Origin of the sequence: Psychromonas arctica DSM 14288 (assembly GCF_000482725.1) — a bacterium.
GTDB classification, from domain to species: domain Bacteria; phylum Pseudomonadota; class Gammaproteobacteria; order Enterobacterales; family Psychromonadaceae; genus Psychromonas; species Psychromonas arctica.
The window spans coordinates 54260-76879 of record NZ_KI519481.1 but is presented as its reverse complement, the minus strand read 5'-3'; the positions used below and the strand labels follow the sequence as shown (position 1 = coordinate 76879).

Here is a 22620-nt window from a genome sequence, read left to right as displayed (position 1 = left end):
CACCAGTTGTATTTGAACTATTATTTTTTGGGGACTTTTCTCTATTAGGGTCACTTGATGGTGGCTTACTACTATTACGACTGTTGAGGCCGAGACGCTGACAAAGCAAATTAACGATAAGCAGTAATAAATCTAACGTTGTGCGCATAGAAGGCGATAATGTTTTATCGGCTTCTATCTGTTGTTTTATCTTTTCGACATTACTCTCAATATCGAGACCACTTACTTTCATTTTGCCTCATCATAGGAATAGGAAGAAAGTAGTTAGAGTAACGACTAAAAAGGATCAATCAAGTTGATCCTTTTTGATCTTCTATAAACTATCAAAAATGTGAATTAGGTGCTGAGTAGTTACCAACGTCTTATATCTCCAATCAAGAGATAGATAAAATCATTTTAAAAAAATCGCAACAACAAGCTTCTTTATTGGTTAAGAATGTTGAATATGTTCTCGAAAAATCATCACAACCAGAAGTTGATTTACAAAGCTTAGTGACGTCCCTTAAAAGTCGACCTGATATTTCCTATGCGATTGTCATTAATAAGCAAGTGAAAGCCATTGCTCATAGTGATGAAGCAAAGCTCAATAAAGTTTATGATGACAGCTATACTGTAAAAGGAGCAACTGAAGGGGTTTCGCAATACTCAAAATGGTATGCGGACGTACAAAAAGTATGGGTTTATGACATTATGTCACCTATATATGTAAACGGTGCACTTTATGGAACGGTAGATATCGGCATCCCAATTACAGAAGTAAGTAAAGCGGCTGCTGATATATTAATGACGCAGTTAGTTACAATTTCAGGGATATTTATCATTTGTATTTGCATCCTGATTTGGATAATGAATCGCCTTTTCAAACCGCTTTCAGGGTTACAACTTGCGTTAGAGGATATATCTAAAGGTGATGGTGATCTTACTGTTAGGCTACCTATTAAAGGTAATGATGAAATTGCAAATATATCCATTGCTTTCAACGCGTTTGCTAGCAGTATTAATGAAATCATTACTCAAGTTGTTAAGACCGGCTTGCAATTGGGGGACTCAGCAACAGAGGTTAGGAATCAAGCATTAAGTTCACTTTCTCGAGGTGAACAACAAAGTGAGCAATCGATTTTAGTTGTTACTTCAATGAACGAAATGATCGCTACAATCAATGAAATTTCATCAAATGCGTCAGATGCAGCCGACGCTGCTAAAGATGTGAATAAAGAAACGCAGCAAGGTAATAAGATATTGAAAGAAGCTGCGGGGACTATTCATAATTTATCTGAAGAAATAAACAATACTTCTCAAGTTATTACTTCATTAGCGGATAGAACTCAATCTATAGGTTCTATTCTTGAAGTGATTAATGGGATTTCTGAGCAAACTAATTTACTTGCTTTAAATGCAGCAATCGAAGCAGCTCGAGCAGGTGAAGCGGGAAGAGGTTTTGCAGTAGTAGCAGATGAAGTAAGAAACCTAGCAACTAAAACAGCGAAGTCAACGGGTGAAATTCAGAAGATGATTGACCAGCTGCAAAATGAAGCTAAAAGTGCAGTAGAGGCGATGGGAATAAGCAAGTCTTTAACGAATGAAGGTTCAAAAGCAACTTCTGAAGCGCAGCAAGCTCTGGTTAGAATATCGAATCAAGTGCTCGCTATTTTAGATTTAAATACTCAAGTAGCAACTGCAACTGAAGAGCAATCAAGTGTTTCAAACGAAATCAATATCAATATGGATACTGTTAATAATTCAATTGTTGAAGGGGCAAGTGCTAGCCAAGCATTAGAAGTCACTAGTCGAAGTTTGACTGAACTAGCTCAGACGTTAGATAAACATGTAGGTTCTTTTAAAATATAGTGTGTAAATTGTAGAAAATTTAACAGGGTTATAGTTCGATAATGCTCGACAGTGTGTCCAACTATAGCCTTTCAGTAAGACTATTCTAAGCTATCAATATTAGTGCCTCGAGCTATCAACATGACAATCTCAAGGCACTAACATCCATTTCTTTTACCCTCTCACTGGTATTTATCCCTATTCGCTTCCATTCCTGTTTTTATGAAAATCTAGTGATTTTCTAAACTGCCTATTTATTTTTTTCTGCAACTCAGCCAACTCCGCTAGTAAGGTTTTACGTTGTGTTGCGGATAAACTTGGTTTGAATTTTATTTGGTTATACAGCTTAGCGAAGTCTATTAGCAGCTGTGGCTCTTCAATTTTGAATTGACTGAGTGCTTGGCAATAGTCAGCAATGGTTTGGCCTTTTTCTCTTGCTAAATGCTGCTGTGTACTTTTTTGATAGAGTTTGTTGAATAGGCGATCTTCAGTCGGTACTTTTTCTGTTTGCCATGGTTTAAATACCCACAGTATTAAACTACTGGCCGCTGACAGCAGTAATAACAAGATCAATATCGATAGGTTTAACCAAGGTAACCCTTTGAGCAAGTTTTGTAATAATTTAAATTGCTTTTCATTATCATAATTTATCACCCACACTGCCCACAGGTAATCGGCTTTAGCAAAGGCATTTCTTAGTTGATTAAGGAATGGATTCGCTTGCCAACGGTGTATTGATAAATATTGTCCCGATAAAAACTCACTTTGGTCGTCCAACCCTTGCATGATGCCCTGCTCTACTCGCTCGGGCGCAACATAAGCGGTGGGGTCAACACGTTGCCATTGTTGATTCTTCCATATTTCAACCCATGCATGGGCGTCGTACTGCCGCACGCTTAAGAATTCGCTATCGCTGTCCAATTCACCGCCTAGATATCCAGTGACCATGCGTGCAGGCACATTTAATGCTCTGGCAACGTACAAATAGGTACTGGCATAATGCACACAGAACCCTGCCTGTGAAGTAAACAGAAAGTCATCAATTTGCTGCTCGCCTAATAGTGCTGGCTGTAGCGTATAACGAAAGTTTTCTTGGTTAAATTTTGCTAATAATTGCTCTAATATACTGTAGCTATCTAATCCCGATGCTTGTTGTGTAGCTATCCAAGCTTTTGTTTTTGGATTACCGCCGGAGGGCAATTGTAGAAATTGTTTAAGGGATTGGGGTGACAAAAGTGAGCGCTCAACTTGGTTAAATTGATCGATGCTAAAGGCTTGACGTTTAAACACAGGCTTTAACGTCCGCAAGCTATAGTCACTTAATAAAATACGCCCTGCTGTTGCCTTGGCAAAATCTAAGCTTGGCAAATAGTGTTTGTAATGCGGCTCTATTATTATCTGATAGCTGTTTTCTTTGGTCGGAACTGATTGCTTGCGAGTACTTGCACTCTGATATTGTAAGCTGCCGCGATTAAAGATTGGCCCTTTACCGATTTTCACCTGTTCTTCTTGGTACTTAAGCTGCGAGCTTTGAGTCCAAGTTTTGCCATCAAATTGGTCTAAGGTTAGAACACGCCAATAACGCATTGCAGCTGCTGGTATTTTACCGTCAAAACTGGATCTAAAGGCAAGTTCAGAAGATTGGCTTAGCTCTGCAATACTACCAGGGCTAACGCTGTCACTTAACCCTGTGGTTGCTTTGTTTTGCAGTGGCATTTTCCACATTGAAGGGAGTCTGGGTAATACGATGAATAACACGACAGCCAGAGGGACACTGAGTAATACCATTTTGCTCAGTAACTTAAATTGTTGATAATTTGCTAAGGCTTTGCCGTGGAGTGATAACAGAATAGTTAATAACAGGAGTGTACTGACCATTGCGATTCCCGCCATCAGCATGCTTTGATTAAACACTAGAAACAGCGCGACTAAAACAAATCCGGTATTGACAAAAAAGTGTACGTCTCGCACTGATTTAAGCTCAAGAAACTTTAAACTAAAACCTAATACGACAAGGTGCACTAGGATACTTAGCATGCCCTGTTGGTAGACCAACGTTATCACCAACGCACTGCAAATAAGGGTAAAAATATTCGTCATTAGTTTGTTTAATAGCGCAACACGTCCAGTAAAAACAGCCACTCGCCATAACGCACACAAAATACCAAAAACGATCATGACACTGTGTAATTGATCCGTTAATAACACCATGATCAAGGCATAACTTAACAGGATAAGCGATAAGCTTTGGCGGGTTAAAAACTCAAGCATTGTTTAGCCCATATAGGGCAATGGCACGTAAGCAAATGGTTTGATGGCGAGCTCCCGTATCAACTTTTATAACTACTTTATCAAGGTCTAGGCCATAACGAACACCTTGTTGCTGATAGTTGATAACTTGGTAAGTCAACATTGCTAGTTTATCTTCTAGGCTGCCTCCCTTTAAAGCGGATAACGATAAATAGACATCTCCGCCAATTTCTTGTTCAAACTGCTTAGTAAAAAAGCCTTTACCTTGTGCGACTTGTTTCCAAGCAATGGACTTTAAAGATTCGCCCTGTTGAAATGGTTTTAAATGACTAAACGTATCAAAGCCAACTTTCTTTTGATGCCCGCCTAATGTGGTCTCTTTTCCGCTTAAGGTAATACTCTGTAACTTATTCTCAAGGGGTGCAGGATAAAGCAAGCAAGAAAATCCAAAATCTAAATACGTCCACACTTTAAACAGGCCAAAGGGATAATAAGATTGAACTGTCACTCGGCCCGGTTTAAACCAGCCACGTTGTGTGCTTTTTGCAAATAATTGAACACTTTGTTGGTCAACTACGCTGTTGATATTTGAGGTGCTGTTTTTAAAGAAATACTGTGTTTGTTGGGCGTCACCTTTTTTAGCATTGACACGTAAACGGAAGATTAATGCTTGGTCGGCGAATTGATCTTCACTGTCAACAGCGGTTAGGTTTAAGCCAGATAAGTTTTGATAGCTGAACAATAAGCAGGTAACCATAAAACTCAATAGGAAGAATACTAGCAATAAAATTAAGTTATTTTGATAATTGGTGCCAATCAGAAACATGACTATGCAAGTCGTTAATAGCATGCTGCCAAAACGTGATGGAAAAATAAATGTATTGCTGCGATTAAGGGTAATTTGTTCTACCGTCGGCATACGTTTGCTAAGCCATCGCTCGAAGTGTTTTTCTTTTAATGCCTTCAACTTAAAGAAGATCATGGTTGTAGCGGGTCAATACTATTAAGTAAGGTTTGACTTAATGCTTGGCTACCTTGCCTGACGCCATGTACTCCGTTTAATCGATGATCGGTCACCGCTGCAAAAACGGCTTGAATATCTTCAGGTACTACGTAATCGCGTTGTTCGATAAAGGCCATCGCTTTTGCGGCATTTAATAACGATTTTGAGCAACGTGGTGATAGCGCATTCGTATACTCGGCGGCATAGCGGCTTTCATTCACTAAGCGAATGAGATAATTGAGTAAAACATCACTCGCTTGTACTCGCTTTACCGCTGCTTGCATGGTTTGTAATTGCTGACTATCGATAACGGCGTTAATTGATGTTGCTGCTGTTTGTTCTTTAAGCATGGCTAATTCGGCATCTTTATTTGGGAAACCTAGCTCGATACGCATCATAAAACGGTCTAATTGCGATTCTGGTAGTGGAAACGTTCCGGCTTGATCTTGCGGGTTTTGCGTGGCGATAACAAAAAATGGCTGACCTAATGAGTAGCTGAGTTTATCAATGGACACTTTGCGCTCTTCCATCGCCTCTAACAATGCACTTTGTGTTTTAGGGCTGGCTCGGTTTATTTCATCGGCTAATAATACTTGTGTAAAAACAGGCCCTTGATGAAAATTAAACTGTTGAAGTTGTTTGTCAAAAATTGACACACCTAAAATATCAGCAGGCAGCATGTCACTGGTAAATTGCACACGTTGATAATCTAAACCTAATGTTTTAGCTAACGCACCAGCCAGTGTTGTTTTGCCCATGCCCGGTAAATCTTCAATGAGTAAGTGGCCATCGGCAAGTAAGCAGACTAAGGCTAATTTAGTTTGCTGCTCTTTACCTAATAAAACGGCATTTAATTGTTTTAATATTTTGGCGATTTTATTATGCATTGTCAGTTATTTCCCCACTGATTAAACTACCCCTTTGATGATAGTTTAATTTAGCTAACAACACACGCTTGTTATCGCTTTAAGCCGCATAATAAGGCTTCTAACTCGTTTATTTTCTTAATAAGGTGATTGTTCATGGGGCTTAACTCAGAGCTTTATTTTATTTTTTAAAAGCCTGTAAAAAACGCTGGTAGCAAGCTCTTATTAGTAAATCAGTGAAAGAGTAATTGATCAGTTTATGCTGATACCAATATTGGAGATCGTTTTGTAAACTGCCGTAGGTTGCTTTACCTCCGCTAAATTCCCCCGGAAAGGCGCAATGTTGTTGTGCATATTCACTTTTTTCAGCTAAAACGTTTAAAAACTCTTCTGCGGTGCAGCTCTCAATGTGTAATGCAAGGCTTTCGTAGTCTGCAATGGCAACACAGGATGCTGTTACATCGTACCCATTGGGGTCGTTCTGTTCTTTGTGATATTTTTGTTTACACATGGTTTGTACTTTATTGCGCACAATGCTTAGTCTTAATTTTTCAGTTAGTGTATCTGGTTTACTTTTCATTCTGATTATCCTTAGCGAACATCGAATTGAGACTTAACATATACGAGAAAATTTAATATTTAATTGTGCTGACTTTTTTGGTTTAGTCAATTTAGTATAAGCTGGTTTTAAAGTTCAGCAGACAATGGGGGGATGGGCTCGACGAAGTTTGGTTTGGGATCATAGCTCGTCGGGTCAGTTTGATGTTTAGTTAGATATAATTTTAAGTTTTAGCTCGTCTATGCTCGTTGGGCAGCTTGATTGTTAATAGCAGTGTTTTCGCCCTGTCGGCGACACGTCTTTCTTTTATCAGAAAAGATAAACTATACCCAGAGAAATCAAAGAAACTGACACCGAGTCGTTTTCTGCTCCAAGTAATCAATTCCTTTTTAACGCATCAGCTCATACAGCACATCCATGTGCTGAATGAGCTTAAGCCAAACGTCCTGTTTGGCTTTGCTAAAAGCAATGGATGACTTGGGAAAACTTTACGGTGGTGATGTTCGTCCACAATGGGTGATGGTTTGGTTGTTGCTTTATTGAACTAATTTTTGGTGTTCCTTTTTGATTTAAAATCAAAGACTAGTAACAAATGCTTTGAGTTATAGCTCGTCTGCGCTCGTCGGGTCCGGTTAATCATTATTAACACTGGTTTCGCCCTGTCGGCGACACATCTTTCTCTTATCAGAAGAGAAAGGCGGCAAAGAGACTGACACCGAGGCGTTTTCTGAACCAATCTAAAGCGTCATTTTAAACGCAGCATATCAGGATGGCCGTCCGTGGCCATTCTGACATTATCGCAAACGTCCTGTTTGCGATTGCTAAAATGTCGATTTAGCTTGGGAAAACTTTACGGTGGTGATGTTCGTCCATTGTGATTGATGGCTTTGTTGTTGCCATGCAAAATGCCTATTTCGAAAGGTATACTGAGTAAAGATTCATGACTTACAGCTCAAAATAAGATACGTAAATGGATCCATTATTCTCGTTCCAGATGCTCTGTGTGGACAAGCAGTTTTGTTTTTTGTTTGGTTGGTTGTGTTGGGCTCGTCTTTGCTCGGCGTGGCTGTTTGATATTTATTAACTGTGGTTTCGCCTTGTCGGCGACACATCTTTCTCTTATCAGAAGAGAGAGGCGGCAAAGAGACTGACACCGAGTCATTTTCTGAACCAATCTAAAGCGTCATTTTAAACGCAGGATGGCCGTCCGTGGCCATTCTGACATTATCGCAAACGTCCTGTTTGCGATTGCTAAAATGTCGATTTAGCTTGGGAAAACTTTACGCTGGGGATGTTCGTCCATTGTGGGTGATGGTTTGGTTGTTGCTGCATCGGATTTCAATATCGAACAGTATGCAGAGTAAATGTTAATTGCTTACTGAATTAAAATTAAACACTGTTGTAGCCACAATGTTCGATGTAGTTTGTAAATTGAAATGGATTAATTGGCTACCCTGCTTCTGCGAACAAAAACTTATAAAAAATAACGCGTGGCAAATTGCCATTGTGTTTCTACTAAATCAACAGGTTGTCCAGTATAAGCACGCGCTGGCCTGTGGCTGTCGATAACAGTGAACTCAGCGGATAAAAACCACTGCTTACTCAGTCGGTAACTATGATTAAGTGTTAATGCTTGGCCATTTTCGTTGTTATCATCCCCTGCTGTTTTATCATTATCGGTCACAGAGAAGTCCTCAACTCTGAGTGTACTTTTATGCTTTTTATTGGCGACTAAAGCATGCCAATTATAATGTAAAGCAACAAAACCACTGGCATAGTCATTGTTAACCACATCTTCTTTTGCTTGACTTTGCATCAAGGTATCGCCAGACAAGTACTGCGCGGTTAATGATAAATTATCACTCAAACGCCAGCGTGTGCCTAAATGATAAAAACGTGTTCGCCAACCATACTGACCATCGACTACTTTATAAGGGATCGCTCTATTATCATAATAACCTGCTGATATTGAGCCTTTTCCTCTTAGTTTCCACTCGCCTCGTGTATGGTATCCAACACGGCTATCGAGCTCTAAAAAAGGATCTGATTTATCCGCTTGCCCTGCTAATTTTTGTCCACCTTGACGTGCGGGAAACCACGGGAAAGTACGTTGTTCATTCCAAAGAGTTTGTCTGTTACTTACTGCCCAACCATGCCAAGCTAACAAAGCCCCTGCTGGATCGTTATTGATAAAAGCTGTCGCTGAAAATGACAGATCATACTTATCGCCATTGATACGTCCTAAACGAGTGAGTTTTATCTCTGACCCAACCACTCGAATCTCTTCTCCAATCCAGGTATTTAATGTTGAAGAGTCTAAGGTGTCTTTACTTGCCCACGCATAGGCATTATTTTCAAGCGAGATTTCGGGGTAGAAGAGGCCAGCTTTGGTTTGAATACGATAACCGGCCGTATTGGGTAGGGAGCGGTATTTTAAGTAGATCTCAGTCAATCCTAACGCTGTACTTTCCCCATCTCCTGTTGCTTCTGGATAGGCATTAAAGACACCATGAGCACTTAAACCATTATCCCATGATACAGATAAATCAGCGCCTATTTGTGCCGCTGAAAAATGCACTCCATCACCGAGCCCTAATTTACCTTGCCCACCCGTGAGATAACCTTGTTCGGAGGAATTAATGTGCTTAACTCTAAAGTCTAATATGCCGTGAACATTATATTCCGCAGCAATAACAACCTGAATAGGAAGGCAAACAACAAGAAATAAAAGATGTAAAGGCTTAATGCTCGTATTAATCACGTACTTCCCTTAATTTCTTTAATGTTTAGGTGAGTTAATAACCAAGGTGTTAAGTCGATTGCTGGTTTAGGTCTGCTGATGTAATAACCCTGTGCCAATTCACAACCATGATCTGATAACCAATTTAATGCAAACTCATCTTCTATGCCTTCAGCGACAACATGCAATCCCATATTGTGTGCGAGCTCGATAGTCGAGCGGACTATAATTCGATCGTCTTCATCATTTTCAATATTTTGGATAAACGATTTATCTATTTTTAATTCATGTACGGGTAATTGTTTTAATTGTGCTAATGAGGAATAGCCTGTTCCGTAATCATCAATAGATATTTTCATTCCGTAGTCCTTAAACTCAGCTAAGACTTTAATCGCGGCTTCAGGATCTTCTACCACCGAGCTTTCCGTGACCTCAAGTGTGATTTTTTTTGCTGGGACATTGGCAGCTATCATGCTTTGATAAATAAACTGATGAAAGTCACTTTCTTTTAAGTTTTCAGCTGAAATATTGATGGCTATATTTAAATCTATACCTTGTGTTTTCCAAGCATTGTATTGTGCTAATGCAGTAATAAACACCCAACGAGTCAGGGCTTTAATTTGACCGGTTTGCTCAGCGATATAGATGAAATTATCAGGTGGGATCATACCTAAAGTGGGATGTTCCCAGCGAACTAAGGCTTCAGCATGGGTTACCTTCCTGGTTTTTAAACACATTTTAGGTTGAAAATGTAACGTTAGTTCCCCTGCAGGAATAGCTTGCTTTAGATCATTAATTAAATTTAAACGTTCAACTGTATTTATATCAAGATCTGGGTGATAAATTTGCACTAATTTACTTTGTTTTTTTGCGCTGTGAAGTGCCATAACAGCCATTTGTAATAATGACTTAGCGTTAGTCGCATGTTCAGGATAAGCTGCAATCCCAACTCGAACTTGAAAGTGTAAACTAATACCTTGATAGTTAAATGTAGGCTCTAGCTCAACATTGAGTTGAGTGATAATTTCATCTACATTCCTATTTTCTGCCAATAAAACAAACTCGTCCGCCCCTATATGAGCTAATGCTTTAAAATGATTTTTTTGATGTAAGTGCTGTAAACGACTAGCAAGCTCTTTGATCACTTTATCACCAACTTCACGCCCTAATGTATCGTTTACATCATTCAAACGGCTCAGATTTAAATGAAAAACCTGAAAGCTTTGTTGTTGTGTGATCAATTGGTTCATTGTTTTACTAAGCAAATTACGGTTCGGTAAGTCGGTGAGAGGATCGTGATTTGCACTATGGGTGATCGCTTCTTCTCGTAATAATACTGCCGCTTGCATTTGATTGAATTCATCAGCAAGTTGACCTATTTCATTTTTATCTTTTAACGACACTTTTTGCTGATAATCACCACTGGCAATGACTTTTGCTTGAGTCACTAAGCGTTTAATAGGTTTGCTGATAGAAGCCGCGATAAAATAAGCACTCGTAAGCGATAACAATAATGTTAACGCAGCTAGGAATAAGAACTTCCACCATTGCTCTTGCAATAACGCCACAAAGTTGGCGCGTAAGCCATGCATCGCTACACCTAGTTCTTTATCGTCGAACTCGTTTATGAGAGTGCGCGTAGCTATGTATTTATCTGGCGTTTTATTGTTAATAACTTGCACTGCTAGCTCAAGCGCACGATTGTAGTTTGTGTTATTTGGTTTAATTGAAATTAGTCGCCACTTACCTTCATCTTTTATAATAAAGTCAGTAGTTAAGTCGGTTATTTTTTTAAATTCACTCGCTAATCGATGATCTATTTCAAAGCCAAAAGCAATCCACCCTAATGTTTTAGCACCGACAGTAACGGGTGATAAGCTCAGTTGATAAAGTGCATCGTCAATCATATAAAGATGGGCAGCTTGTCCTGCACCGAGCCATTCATTAAAACGAAAAATAGTGTCTCGTTCTGCGCCTTGTCGAATTTTATCTTTTCCATTAATGAAGTATCGTTGTAGTTGGCCATTGATGACGCCTTCTGCTGTTATTGTCATCGCTAAATCAGCATCAATACGCTTTCTATGATTATTTAAAGCAAACAATAAACTGCGCGTATCTTCGTTAAACACTTCCTTCAAGCCATAATCTTTAGCGACAGTTTCAGCAAACGTTGATAGGTAAGTCAATCTGCGATCAAATAACTCAGTAAAAATTGTTTTTGCAGTGGTTAAACGATTATTAATTTCTGCTGCTTCTTGATTTTTTTTACCGCTGTAAAGGGTCCAAAAAGCGATCGATTGAACCATTAATAATAGGATGACAAAAAATAAAAATATTTTATTCTGTAAACTTTTCATGCATTAACTTCTTCTATTTTCTGCGGCTAGTAATCGGAAATAAAATCGAAATCATCACTTTTTTGTACGGGTATATCATCCATCGCTTTTTGTAGCGTAAATGTTGTGATCTCTGTATTTGATAGTTTTTTTTCTATTATCATGCGATTATTTTTAGCACGCATTTGTGGGTGCCAAACCACCACTCTGTACTTTCCTAATTCATTTAATGTAAAACTGGCCACTCCCTGCAGATCGGTTTTAGCAAAATATGGCGTATTAACAACCAAAAGATAACCACTCATCCAATCGTGAATATTACATCCCATCGCAATTTCAGCTGCGTGATTAAAATGTGCTGATGAATCAGTTTCACCGGAGCGAATTTTAAAAGAGAACTTGTTTTCACTATCGGCTGAATAAATATGATGAGTAATATCATCTTTATTCACAAAGTTAACCTTTGCGGATTTTTGGCTAACACTGATATAGGGAATAAAAGATTTGCTATGTTGGCTAATTTCAACCGTCTTATTCTGCTGAGGAACTGCTTGATTTGCTAACGGTTCAAGGTATACCACCATATTAGCCAAAGGTTGATTCTTTACATTGTTTACTCGTACTTGAACACAAGTTGGATCCTCTTTTGTGCAAGCTTGTACCGAGGTCGATGCGAACGTGAAAATAAGCACTGAAAAAATAGGTAAACCAAAACGTAAAAGTGAAAAACGAATAACAAAAAAACGAAAGAATAAAGAATGTTTCAACATCAGCTCCTAAAGGTAAAAGACAAATAAGTGTTGAGTGTAGTCCAGTTTTATCTGTCTGAATATTTTGAATTTAAAATATCCCCACCAAGCTAGATACTTAAAATTAGGTACTTAAGTTAATTTATATGAATCTAAGCCAATACAAAAGCTTTTCATCCTATTTAACTTGCCTTAGCGTGCTGTATTTCATGCTTTGCAGTTAATGCAATATTTACAAACCGATTAATCGTCGCGCTGTAACTATTTTTTATATTGAATTTGCACTGGGACTTTAGTGCTTACATTGTCTAGCTCAATCTCCCCTCAACAAGAATAATGGTAAATAACCCGCCACTTAATTAACACATGTGAATGCCAATGAGAAAGCAGGTTTTGAGATGGTATTAAAATTGTCTAGGTAAATAGTTTATTAAGCCAAACCGCCGTTGACGCGAATGACTTGTGAGTTTATCCAGTTACCATCTGGACCAACAATGCTTGCTACTACGTTGGCGACTTCTTCCGGTGTACCAATGCGACCTAAGGGAGACATTTTTGCCATGCCATTGATTTGTTCTTCTGATTTACCCGTGAAGAATAGCTCTGTACCGATTGGACCCGGAGCTATCGCATTCACAGTAATATTACGGCCAGTAAGCTCGTTAGCGAGTACGTGTACTAACCCTTCTACTCCAGATTTTGACGCGATATAAGGACCATAAGCTGGAAATGATTTGGCAATAACACTGGTAGAGATTGCAATAATTCGTCCACCATCTGTTAAGTGTTGTGCGGCATAAGCAAGTACTAGGAAGGCACCACGTAAGTTGGTTTGAATGGTTTTATCAAAATCAGCCAAGCCCTCTGGCGTTATTTTTGTCATGGTCATCATACCTGCATTATGGATCACGACATCTAATTGCCCGTTAATCGCCATGCTCTCGTTAAACAAGCGCTTAACATCTTCATCATTGGCGATATTTGCTTGTATAGCAACAGCTTGCCCGCCCTTCGCTTGAATAATATTGACCGTTTCCTGTGCACTCTCTTTGTTACCGGCATAGTTTACAATCACACAATAACCGTCATTAGCTAAACGTTCTGCTATTGCACGGCCAATGCCTCGCGATGCACCGGTTACCAAGGCCGTTTTGGTGGTATTAGTCATTGCAGTGATTCCTTATAGTTTATTGTTATTCAAGCAGAATGGGATGTTAATGCTTAAAGTTATTTAATATCGAATAAAGGTGTTTATTATCGAATAAATTGAGTAGATATTGATATTGGGCAATGTATCTTAACATCCGATGGGAATATTAAAGTTTACTATTGTCACCACCATCCACTTACCCTCAACCATTTGTTCTATTTTAATCCTAGCGGCACTGATACCGATTAAGAGATTCATCTCTTTATTGAATGAATCCCTATCAAATAGTGGCATCCACTCTTCTCCATCGTGTTGTAAAACAGCTTGCTTAATTTCAGCAAGCGTCACTTCAGGAAAGCAATCCAACGCGATGTTATCAAAGCCAGGTAATTTAAATTGATGGGTAACGGTATTGTGAAGCGTTAACCAATCACTGGTGCAATGTTTCCAGTCCAGTAAATCTAAATGTGGACCTTCATCTTGAATCGACATGCTTGTTTCGAGCTGTAAACTCGCTCTTATTTTATCGTTTTTGTTGGCTACAATAATTAGGCTAGCATTGGCAATTTGATCCTGAATTTCTAGGGGAATGGTAATACGATCTTTAAAAGGCTGGACGAGATTAACTGCTTTGCTAATTGAATTTGTTGCATTGGGAATGATATTAATTTCATTAATTGCCGCACTCAGCATGCTACTGAACAAGCACATTAAACAGATAACCATATGTTTCATTTGCTTTACTCCCAATATATATTAAAAGTTATCGAGCTACTATAAACCTATCTGAACGATTTTAAAATACGCTAGCTATCGATTATAAGTCGATTAAATTTCTTCTTCAAAAGCACTTACTGATCATATTACTGAAACACTTTTAGAAGACTAGCGCACAGATTTTATTATTCATTCACGACAAGTTGCAATGAGTTGTATAGGTTAACGTTTTGTTAATATTTAACGATTTATTCAACAAACTAGCAACAACATTGAGTAATTATTGCTTTCTTTTAAACAGAACTTTATTTAACACCTTAATAATTAAGTATTACTTTATTTAACAGGATGTTAGGTCCGTTTTTAAGACACGCCTACCCGTAACACGAACAGAAGCTTAGCTTGTTTGATCAGGCTAGGTGGCTTTTTACATTTTAATCAAGGATCGACAATGTCTGATATCAAATCAATACCACAAACTCACATCATCACTGCAGACTGCATTAGCAAACCGGGTACTGTTGATGTGGTTACTCGCTTTTTATTTAAACATGGTTTTTATATTAATGAGATTCATTCATTTGTTGATACGACTGAAAATCGCTTTTTTATACGCGTAGAGTTTAGGGCAGATAAAGATAAGGTATTTAACCGCGAAGACTTTTGTGAGCAATTTCAATTACGTGCTAATGAATTTGATATGCAATGGCAATTAGCATCTAGACCTTATAAATCCAAAGTAGTGATCATGGTATCTAAACATGATCATTGTTTGAATGACCTTTTGTATCGTTACCGCACCGGTGACCTTAATATTGAAATTCCGGCGATCATATCAAACCATCCTGACTTAGAAGAACTCGCTAAATGGCATGGTATTCCTTATTACCATTTACCAATCTCTAAAGAGACAAAACCAGAACAAGAAGCAAAAGTGCTTAAAATAATTGAAGATAGTAACGCTGATTTAGTGGTATTAGCGCGTTATATGCAGGTGCTTTCCAGTGAAATGTCGAAAAAACTGTCCGGCAAAGCAATTAATATCCATCATTCGCTATTACCTGGATTTAAGGGCGCAAAGCCTTATTACCAAGCCTATGACCGTGGTATTAAATTGGTGGGAGCAACTGCCCATTACGTCAGCGATGACCTTGATGAAGGTCCCATCATTAGTCAATGTGTAGAAACCGTTGACCATAGTTATTACCCGCAAGATTTGGCCGCTAAGGGCCGCGATATCGAGTGCTTAACTCTGTCACGCGCAGTACGTTGGCATATTGAGCATCGTATCTTCTTGAACGGGAGTAAAACGGTGGTATTTTCCAAGTAGCTATTCAAGGTTTGTTAAGGCTCAAATAATTTACGTGCTGCATGAAAGTGCAGCTTTTGTTTAAATTTTCTTTGAGTTATAGCTCGTCAGATCAGTTTGATCTGCTATTAGCAGTGGTTGCATTGGGCTCGTCTTTGCTCCTCGTGGTTGTTTGATCGTTATTAGCAGTGGTTTCGCCCTGTCGGCGACACGTCTTTCTCTTATCAGAAGAGAAAGACGGCAAAGAGACTGACACCGGGGCGTTTTCTTATCCAATCTAAAGCGTCACTTTAAACGCAGCATGTCAGGATGGCCGTCCGTGGCCATTCTGACATTATCGCAAACGTCCTGTTTGCGATTGCTAATATGTCGATTTAGCTTGGGAAAACTTCACGGTGGGGATGTTTGTCCATTGTGAGTGATGCTTTGTTGAGGCTATATTGAACTAAAGGTTGGTGATCCTTTTAGATTTAAAATCACAGGCTAACAATAAATGATTCAGTTATAGCTGATCTTTGCTTTGGCTCGTCGGGGCTGTTTGATATTTATTAGCAGTGGTTTCGCCCTGTCGGCGACACATCTTTCTCTTATCAGAAGAGAAAGGCGGCAAAGAGACTGACACCGGGGCGTTTCTGCTCAACGGCGGGGATGTTGCAACCACCGTGTTCGATGTAGTTTGTTAATTGAAGGGGATTAACTCGTAGGTATGTTTCTGCAGGGCAATATATTTTGTCAACTTATCATCCCACATAATCTGCATGGGCAAGCAGTTTTAGTTTTTGCTAGTCTGCGCTCGACGCGGCTGTTTGATATTTATTAACACTGCTTTCGTCCTATCGGCGACACGCCTTTCTTTTATCAGAAGAGACTGATAGCGAAGCATTTTCAGATCCAACCTAAACTGCCATCTACAGCAATTGCATAACCATTGATATAACTTGCAGCTGCTGATACTAAGAAAACACGTAGCCCAGCAACCTCTTCTGCCATCTCCAACCTTCAGAAGGTATGTGCCCGCTCCTTGCTTCATCCGCACGTAAAGCTGCGATATTATTTGTTACCATATAGCGTGATACAATGGCATTAACATTAATGCCGTATTTTGCTCATTCACTTGCCATTATTAGAGTTACCTCCGTGACGGCACTTTTTGAAGGAGCATAAGAGGGAGCGATCACGGCATACTAATAATTTTGAACTTGGAGTTGTAGGGTTAAAATAATTCTATTATTAACCCTTCTCGCACTTAAATCTTTAAACACACTTGTAATTTAACTATAAGATTCCAGTAAAAACATGTTTTTTTATATAAAATGCTGTTGCTTCATTTAACATCTCTTTCCAGTTTTTGAATGATGTATTACTAATAATAAATTCACTCCACTCTTCCTCCGGAATTTCATTAAAGGTATCTTCTGTTACATCACTTTTTCCTAAAGAAGAAAATATTTCTTGTAGATTATTGAACTTAGTTTCTTTACTCAAGAAATCATCATTTAGAATTTCTTTTAAGGTTAACTCTGATTTGGTATTCACTTTTTGAGCGTTAATCATTATTTGATCAATATTGTTATAAATTAGATCTCTTGTTATTTTCATTACTTCTCCTTATCCCTCTACAGTGACCTTTAGAGGAATTAATTTTAGCGAATATATAGGCCACCGTTAACGTCGATACTTTCACCGTTAACAAAATCATTCTCTATACAAAATTTAATAGCATCAGCAATATTTTTAGATACACCATTTCTTTTTAAAGGGTTTCCTTCGGCCCAAGTTTTCATTTGTTCTTGAGTAGAAACCTTATGATGGAAAGGTGTATCAATCACACCTGGAGAGACTGAATTCACTCGAATAGTTGGTGCGAGTTCTCTACATGCCCCTCTTGTAAATGTATCTACTGCTCCTTTTGAAGCTGCGTAAAGAGTTGCAGTCGGCCCACCATGCCTTACGACTATTGATGTTGTATTAACTATGCTAGCATTTGATCCTTTCATTAATAGAGGGATAGCAAGAGAAGTCACTTTAAACAGTGAGAATGTATTTAAATTAAATATATCTAACATCAAATCCCATTCGAATTCTTCAATGCTCTGGCGCTGTACTAGTCCGCCGGCATTGTTAATTAGCGCATCTAAGCTAGTCGTAACAAGACAGACCTCATCGAATAATCTAATACAAGCTTCTTCTGAGGTTAAATCTGCTTGAAAAAGATGAACTTTGGCCCCCATGACTTCAAGATCAATTTTGAGTTGTTCAGCTTTTTCTTTAGAACGGTTATAAACTAAAAAAAGTTCATTTCCTGCAGCTAAAACACGCGATGTTTCAGCTCCAATACCAGTACTGGCACCAGTAATTAAATATTTAGCCATGTTATATATTCCTAATTTTATGTTGGAGTGTCATTTTTTTCGATTTTTCAATTTTTCTTATATGTTGGCAAACAAAAAGAAGCGAGCAAGCTATCATATACACGCCAGTTAATGGCATGGAAAGATAGTAGATCTTTTTCGGAATCTTGAATATTGGAGACCATGCGGTCGCATTAATAATCAAGGAAGAACTGTAATAAACAAATACTGATAGAAACGAGATATTTATAAATTCGATTAAAATAAATAATTTATACCTATTAACGTCATTTTTAATTTTGCTTTCAACAAGATCAATATACGGATGCTCTTTGAGTTTCCACAATACGGCAGCTTCGCAAAATATCATCCATACAAATAAAAGTTCTATAATTTCATCGAACCAACCAATCGTTATAATTGGATAAAATCTCAGAATTACATTAATTGACATTAATAAAAATAGGATAACCAAAAAGGTCATCGCTATGACATTAAATGACTTGAATATCAAATTGTCTAACTTAGTTAACATTTTATTCATAATTCATATCATCCAAAAAAATACGGGGCAAATAACGAAATTTCAGGAATAAAAGCAACAAAGAACAGAACAAGTAGTATCCCAAACATGTAAGGAAGTACTTCTTTGCTCAATGCTCCAATTTTAACGTTACTTATACTTGCAACGGCATAGAGGCACATTCCTACTGGAGGGCTTAGAAGTCCAATCATAGAGGCCAGAATCATAACAACGCCAAATTGAATAGGGTCCATTCCAATATGCTGTACAAGTGGCATGAATATAGGTACACAAATAAGAATTACGGCAACTCCCTCAAGGAACATCCCGAGTCCTAACAATACGCCTATCATTATCAGCAATAATATAACGGGTGAATCAGTCAACGTTATCAATGTGTCTATAACTGCTTGTGGTACCTGTAGATAAATCATTACCCAACTAAAAAAACCTGCCGTTGAAATAATAAACATCACTTTTACAGTGTGTAACAAAGTGTCTTTTAAAATATGAATCAAAGAATTAAAACTAAGGTCCCTATAAACGAATTTACTCAGTATTATTGCGTACAGACATGCAACTACAGCAGCTTCAGTAGGCGTAAAAACCCCTCCTAATATTCCTCCTACTATAATCACAGGGGTCATTAATGGTAAAATAGCTTCTTTTAAGCTAATCCAAAACTCACTTTTTGTTACCTTAGGTTGCCGTTTGTAATTCCGTTTTATTGATATAAAATAAACGGCTATAACCATAGTTATGGCCATTAATGCTCCAGGTATCATACCTGCAAGGAATAATTTCCCTACAGAGACACCAGTAAGAGAGCCATAAATAACAAATGGAATACTCGGTGGAATAACTGGACCTATAGTAGAAGACGCAGCAGTGATAGCCGCTGCAAATTTTGCATCGTAGCCATTATCAACCATGGCTTTTATTTCAATTTTCCCAAGACCCGCTGCATCAGCAACAGCTGCACCAGACATACCAGAAAAAATTACGCTAGAAAGTATATTAACTTGCCCAAGTCCCCCCCAATAATGACCTACTCCGGCTTTAGCAAATCTAAAAATTCGATCGGTGATCCCACCCGAATTCATCAGATTTCCAGCTAAGATAAAGAAGGGAATAGCTAATAATGTAAAGCCAGTTGTAGATGAATACATTCTCTGTGCAAGCATAGTAAGAGTCGAAAAATCTTCATGCATTGCTACAATAGAGATCCCACCCAAAGAGATAGCAATCGGTACACCCAATAAAATTAGCGAGATAAGCCCTATAAATACAACTAATGCCAACATAAAAATAAACCTCCTAAATGGCGACTCACCAAGTTAGGTGAGTCGATTGCATCAATCCAACATATCAAGGAAAGTTTGAAGATTTTCTTTACCTGCATACTCGCCAATTTGTTCATAAGCAGGCCCCATTGCCGCTTTAAACTCAGCTTTATCTGGGTAGGTTATTTTCATGCCTTTTTCTTCAAGCAGCTTAGCTAAGTCAGCTTGATTTTTTTGCATAATATCACGCATCATATTGCCAGCTTTTACGCTTTCTTCTTTTAGAATGACTTGCTGTTCCGACGTTAATTTCTCCCATTTTTTCTTAGATATGACATTAACCATCGAGTTATATACATGTTCAGTCATAGCAAGATTACTTTGAACCTCGTATACCTTATTATGATAAATCACTGAAAGTGGGTTCTCTTGACCATCGACAACACCTTGCTTTAGCGCCATGTATAATTCATTAAATGAAAGTTGGGTTACATTCGCGCCAAGTGCAGACATTGCGGCTTGAAGTTGAACTTCCGGTGGAGTTCTTAGTTTAAGGCCTTTAACATCACTAGGGTGGTTAATCGCCCTTTTCCCATTGGTGATATTTCTAAAACCCCAGTCCCAATTTGATAAATAAACTAGATTATTTTGTGCTAGATCTGGAGATGCCCATTTGATAAATGGCCCATCTAAAACATCATACGCATGTTGTGCATCCCTAAATGCAAACGGAGTCATTACTGTCGCAAATTTTAATGAATACTTACTCAGATGCCCTTGAGTTGGCAGACTCATATCAATAACACCTAGTATATTTTGTTCTAATACATCATTAGGGCTACCCAGTTGGTTGGCTGGGTATATATTAATCTTCACTTCACCATTTGTTCTTTCTGAAACATTTTTTGCCATTTGTTTTGCGGCAATATCAGCTGGATGTCCGGATTCTGCAAAATGCGCTAACTTTAATTTCACTGCACTATATGCAGGGTTACTCGCTAGCAATCCCAAAGCAATGGCAGATAAAGTTAATTTTTTTAATGTAGGATAAATTTTCATTTTAAGGTCCTTCTCTGAATTTAAGTGTCCATTTAAGCGTTACTCTTCGATATTATTTTTCTTAGGGTAAGTACCATCAGGATTAGGAAATGTTCCATATTGCTTCATTTTCTCTAAATGGCCTCTACGCGGTGGCGCAAAAATATCAATTGCTTTCATACCCGTTTCAGATTTACCACCATGAGGCACATTCGAAGGGTGAACGGCAACATCCCCTGCTTTCATTGATATCACTTGATCACCAACTACATGTTCTTCAGAACCTTCTAACATAATCATTATTTGTTCACAGTCATGTGAATGGATAGGAAAATCTGCACCAGGAGGATTTTCAATGAAGCTCACTAATATGCTATCTCCAAGAAGAAATCGCGTACTAATTCCTTGATCTTCGACGATAGGAGTCATCGGAAGGTCTTTAATTGTGTATACATATTGTTTTCTTTCTACAGACATTTTATTTTCCTTTTAAGATAGATCGCTACACTGCGACACATAAACATTCCCATATGAATATACATATTCATATATAAACCAATGTTGTTTGCTATGTGAATCACATTTATTCATGAACTTTGTAACGAGCTAAAACTTAGGTCACATTTTTAAATGTCCAAAAAGGATCAATTATCTACTGTTCTTGCCTTATTACCTGGTTACTTGATAAGCCAAACTGGGGAGGGGGAATTATCACAATTAAATAAAAGCCTATGGAAAAATAAATATTTAGATGGAAATTTATATTAGGGACAAGGTAAAACAAATATCTATATTTGTGACCTAACATAAGTACAACGGGTGCTGAAAATTAAAAACCACACCATACATCGTAATTCTCTTAGTTTATTCAGCCTGTGAGCAGTGAATCTTTTCATATAATTATGTAACTCAAATATTAAGAACAAGTTACTCTTTGCTTGAATCCATATACAATCAACTACATTTGCATATGAATTTCGTTCTATGCAACAATAGCGCTCAATTTTTTTACCATTTGTTATTGAAAGAGGTTTTCTACATGTTACAAAATAAAGTGGAGTATCGAGCTCCTGCTCTTGAAAAAGCTCTTGATATAATTGAGTTACTTTGCAAGTCAAAACAACCATTAACAAAGAAAGAAATCTCAGTAAATTTGGATAAGACAGTAAACGAGATTTTTAGAATGCTTGAGGTACTTAAAGTTCGTGAATATGTCATTCACAATGAAGCTCAAGGAACATATGAATTAAGTCTGAAAATGTTTGAGCTTTCAAATTTACATCCTCCTATTAAACGATTACTTCGAGTTGCAAACCCAGAAATTCTTGAGTTAAGCGAACATATTCAACAATCTTGTCATTTAAGCGTTTACGACCAAAGACATATGCTAATAGTTGCGAGGCAAGAGAGCCCATATAAAATGGGATTTGTGGTTAGATTAGGTGCCAGAATAGATATATTTGGTTCGGGTTCAGGTATTGTCATGTTGGCGTTTAATGACTTAGAAACGAGAAATAGGATGTTGGAAAGTTCAGGAGCAACTGAAGAAGAAAAAAAATTCGTACAACAAGAAATTGAAAAAACACTAAAGGATGGGTTTTACGTTGGCGATAGTCCACAAATTAGTGGCGTCACTAACATTTCGTTACCTATTTTATCCATACACGGACACGCGGAGGCAGTTCTAACAATACCATATGTCACGATGAATGCGACAACATTGCATCACAATATTATCGATATAGATAAAGCCAAAATATTTGCACAACGAGCGGCAAAAAGATTGACTGAATCTGTTGGGGGTAAATGGCACTTACCAGAGGTATAACACTCCGATTATAATTTTAGTTGTTGTGCATTGGACACTAGGATGTTGATATTTCGTGCTTAAAATTATTCAATGCATTGGAAGTCACGTC

Annotated in this window: 19 protein-coding genes; 3 read left to right on the top strand and 16 right to left on the bottom strand. The window is 38.0% G+C overall.

The genetic code is table 11. The features are described from left to right. Positions 1-232: DUF6444 domain-containing protein (locus tag H592_RS24285; protein ID WP_037072072.1), on the bottom strand; the 232-nt coding region annotated here is incomplete at its 3' end. A gap of 194 nt (positions 233-426) precedes the next feature. Between H592_RS24285 and H592_RS22685 the strand changes: the two genes are divergently transcribed. Further along, positions 427-1848: a methyl-accepting chemotaxis protein gene (locus H592_RS22685; RefSeq protein ID WP_245600447.1), complete on the top strand. Its 1422-nt coding sequence runs from the start codon at positions 427-429 to the stop codon at positions 1846-1848. Positions 1849-2025: 177 nt separating this feature from the next. On the opposite strand, the gene H592_RS22680 is transcribed toward H592_RS22685, so the two are convergent. The 9 genes from H592_RS22680 to H592_RS0117190 form a co-directional block, all read right to left on the bottom strand. Next, complete coding sequence (locus H592_RS22680; RefSeq protein ID WP_051369237.1) at positions 2026-4098, bottom strand: transglutaminase TgpA family protein; 2073 nt, start codon at positions 4096-4098, stop codon at positions 2026-2028. Continuing rightward, positions 4091-4996: a DUF58 domain-containing protein gene (locus tag H592_RS0117225; protein WP_169727670.1), complete on the bottom strand. Its 906-nt coding sequence runs from the start codon at positions 4994-4996 to the stop codon at positions 4091-4093. The genes H592_RS22680 and H592_RS0117225 overlap by 8 nt, the downstream gene beginning before the upstream one ends. 59 nt (positions 4997-5055) lie before the next feature. Beyond that, positions 5056-5967 carry an AAA family ATPase gene (locus H592_RS0117220; protein ID WP_028869863.1) on the bottom strand — a complete coding sequence of 304 codons (912 nt, stop codon included), beginning with the start codon at positions 5965-5967 and terminating at the stop codon, positions 5056-5058. 160 nt (positions 5968-6127) lie between these two features. Continuing rightward, positions 6128-6526 carry a hypothetical protein gene (locus H592_RS0117215; protein WP_028869862.1) on the bottom strand — a complete coding sequence of 133 codons (399 nt, stop codon included), beginning with the start codon at positions 6524-6526 and terminating at the stop codon, positions 6128-6130. 1453 nt (positions 6527-7979) lie between these two features. Then, on the bottom strand, positions 7980-9266 hold the full coding sequence (locus tag H592_RS0117210) for a hypothetical protein (RefSeq protein ID WP_028869861.1): 1287 nt from the start codon (positions 9264-9266) through the stop codon (positions 7980-7982). Beyond that, on the bottom strand, positions 9263-11602 hold the full coding sequence (locus H592_RS0117205; RefSeq protein WP_028869860.1) for a bifunctional diguanylate cyclase/phosphodiesterase: 2340 nt from the start codon (positions 11600-11602) through the stop codon (positions 9263-9265). Before H592_RS0117205 ends, H592_RS0117210 begins: the two co-directional genes overlap by 4 nt. 26 nt (positions 11603-11628) lie before the next feature. Continuing rightward, entirely contained in the window at positions 11629-12348 is a 720-nt protein-coding gene (locus H592_RS22675) for a cupredoxin domain-containing protein (RefSeq protein ID WP_156916149.1), read from the bottom strand. A 412-nt stretch (positions 12349-12760) separates the two neighbouring features. After that, positions 12761-13498, bottom strand: coding sequence for an SDR family oxidoreductase (locus H592_RS0117195; protein ID WP_028869859.1), 738 nt, complete (start codon positions 13496-13498; stop codon positions 12761-12763). Between the two features lie 129 nt (positions 13499-13627). After that, a complete protein-coding gene (locus H592_RS0117190; RefSeq protein ID WP_037072066.1) occupies positions 13628-14215 on the bottom strand; it encodes a hypothetical protein in 588 nt (195 codons plus the stop codon). 433 nt (positions 14216-14648) lie between these two features. Between H592_RS0117190 and purU the strand changes: the two genes are divergently transcribed. Continuing rightward, positions 14649-15527: a formyltetrahydrofolate deformylase gene (purU, locus tag H592_RS0117185; RefSeq protein WP_028869857.1), complete on the top strand. Its 879-nt coding sequence runs from the start codon at positions 14649-14651 to the stop codon at positions 15525-15527. Between the two features lie 1254 nt (positions 15528-16781). Here the strand turns inward: purU and H592_RS0117175 are convergent. The 6 genes from H592_RS0117175 to H592_RS22665 all read right to left on the bottom strand — a co-directional run bounded on the left by H592_RS0117175 (position 16782) and on the right by H592_RS22665 (position 21178). Next, positions 16782-17105, bottom strand: a complete 324-nt coding sequence (locus H592_RS0117175; RefSeq protein ID WP_028869856.1) for a hypothetical protein — start codon at positions 17103-17105, stop codon at positions 16782-16784. 44 nt (positions 17106-17149) lie between these two features. Further along, complete coding sequence (locus H592_RS0117170; protein WP_051369235.1) at positions 17150-17878, bottom strand: SDR family NAD(P)-dependent oxidoreductase; 729 nt, start codon at positions 17876-17878, stop codon at positions 17150-17152. Between the two features lies 1 nt (position 17879). Then, positions 17880-18311: a TRAP transporter small permease gene (locus H592_RS24965; protein ID WP_425414400.1), complete on the bottom strand. Its 432-nt coding sequence runs from the start codon at positions 18309-18311 to the stop codon at positions 17880-17882. A 98-nt stretch (positions 18312-18409) separates the two neighbouring features. After that, positions 18410-19684 (bottom strand): TRAP transporter large permease, encoded by a 1275-nt coding sequence (locus H592_RS0117160; protein WP_028869853.1) that lies wholly within the window; start codon positions 19682-19684, stop codon positions 18410-18412. Between the two features lie 51 nt (positions 19685-19735). Next, complete coding sequence (locus tag H592_RS0117155; protein WP_037072063.1) at positions 19736-20722, bottom strand: TRAP transporter substrate-binding protein; 987 nt, start codon at positions 20720-20722, stop codon at positions 19736-19738. 39 nt (positions 20723-20761) lie between these two features. Beyond that, positions 20762-21178 (bottom strand): cupin domain-containing protein, encoded by a 417-nt coding sequence (locus H592_RS22665; protein WP_051369234.1) that lies wholly within the window; start codon positions 21176-21178, stop codon positions 20762-20764. 562 nt (positions 21179-21740) lie between these two features. Here H592_RS22665 and H592_RS0117145 point away from each other — a divergent pair. Continuing rightward, complete coding sequence (locus tag H592_RS0117145) at positions 21741-22529, top strand: IclR family transcriptional regulator (RefSeq protein WP_028869851.1); 789 nt, start codon at positions 21741-21743, stop codon at positions 22527-22529. Positions 22530-22620: the final 91 nt, after the last annotated feature.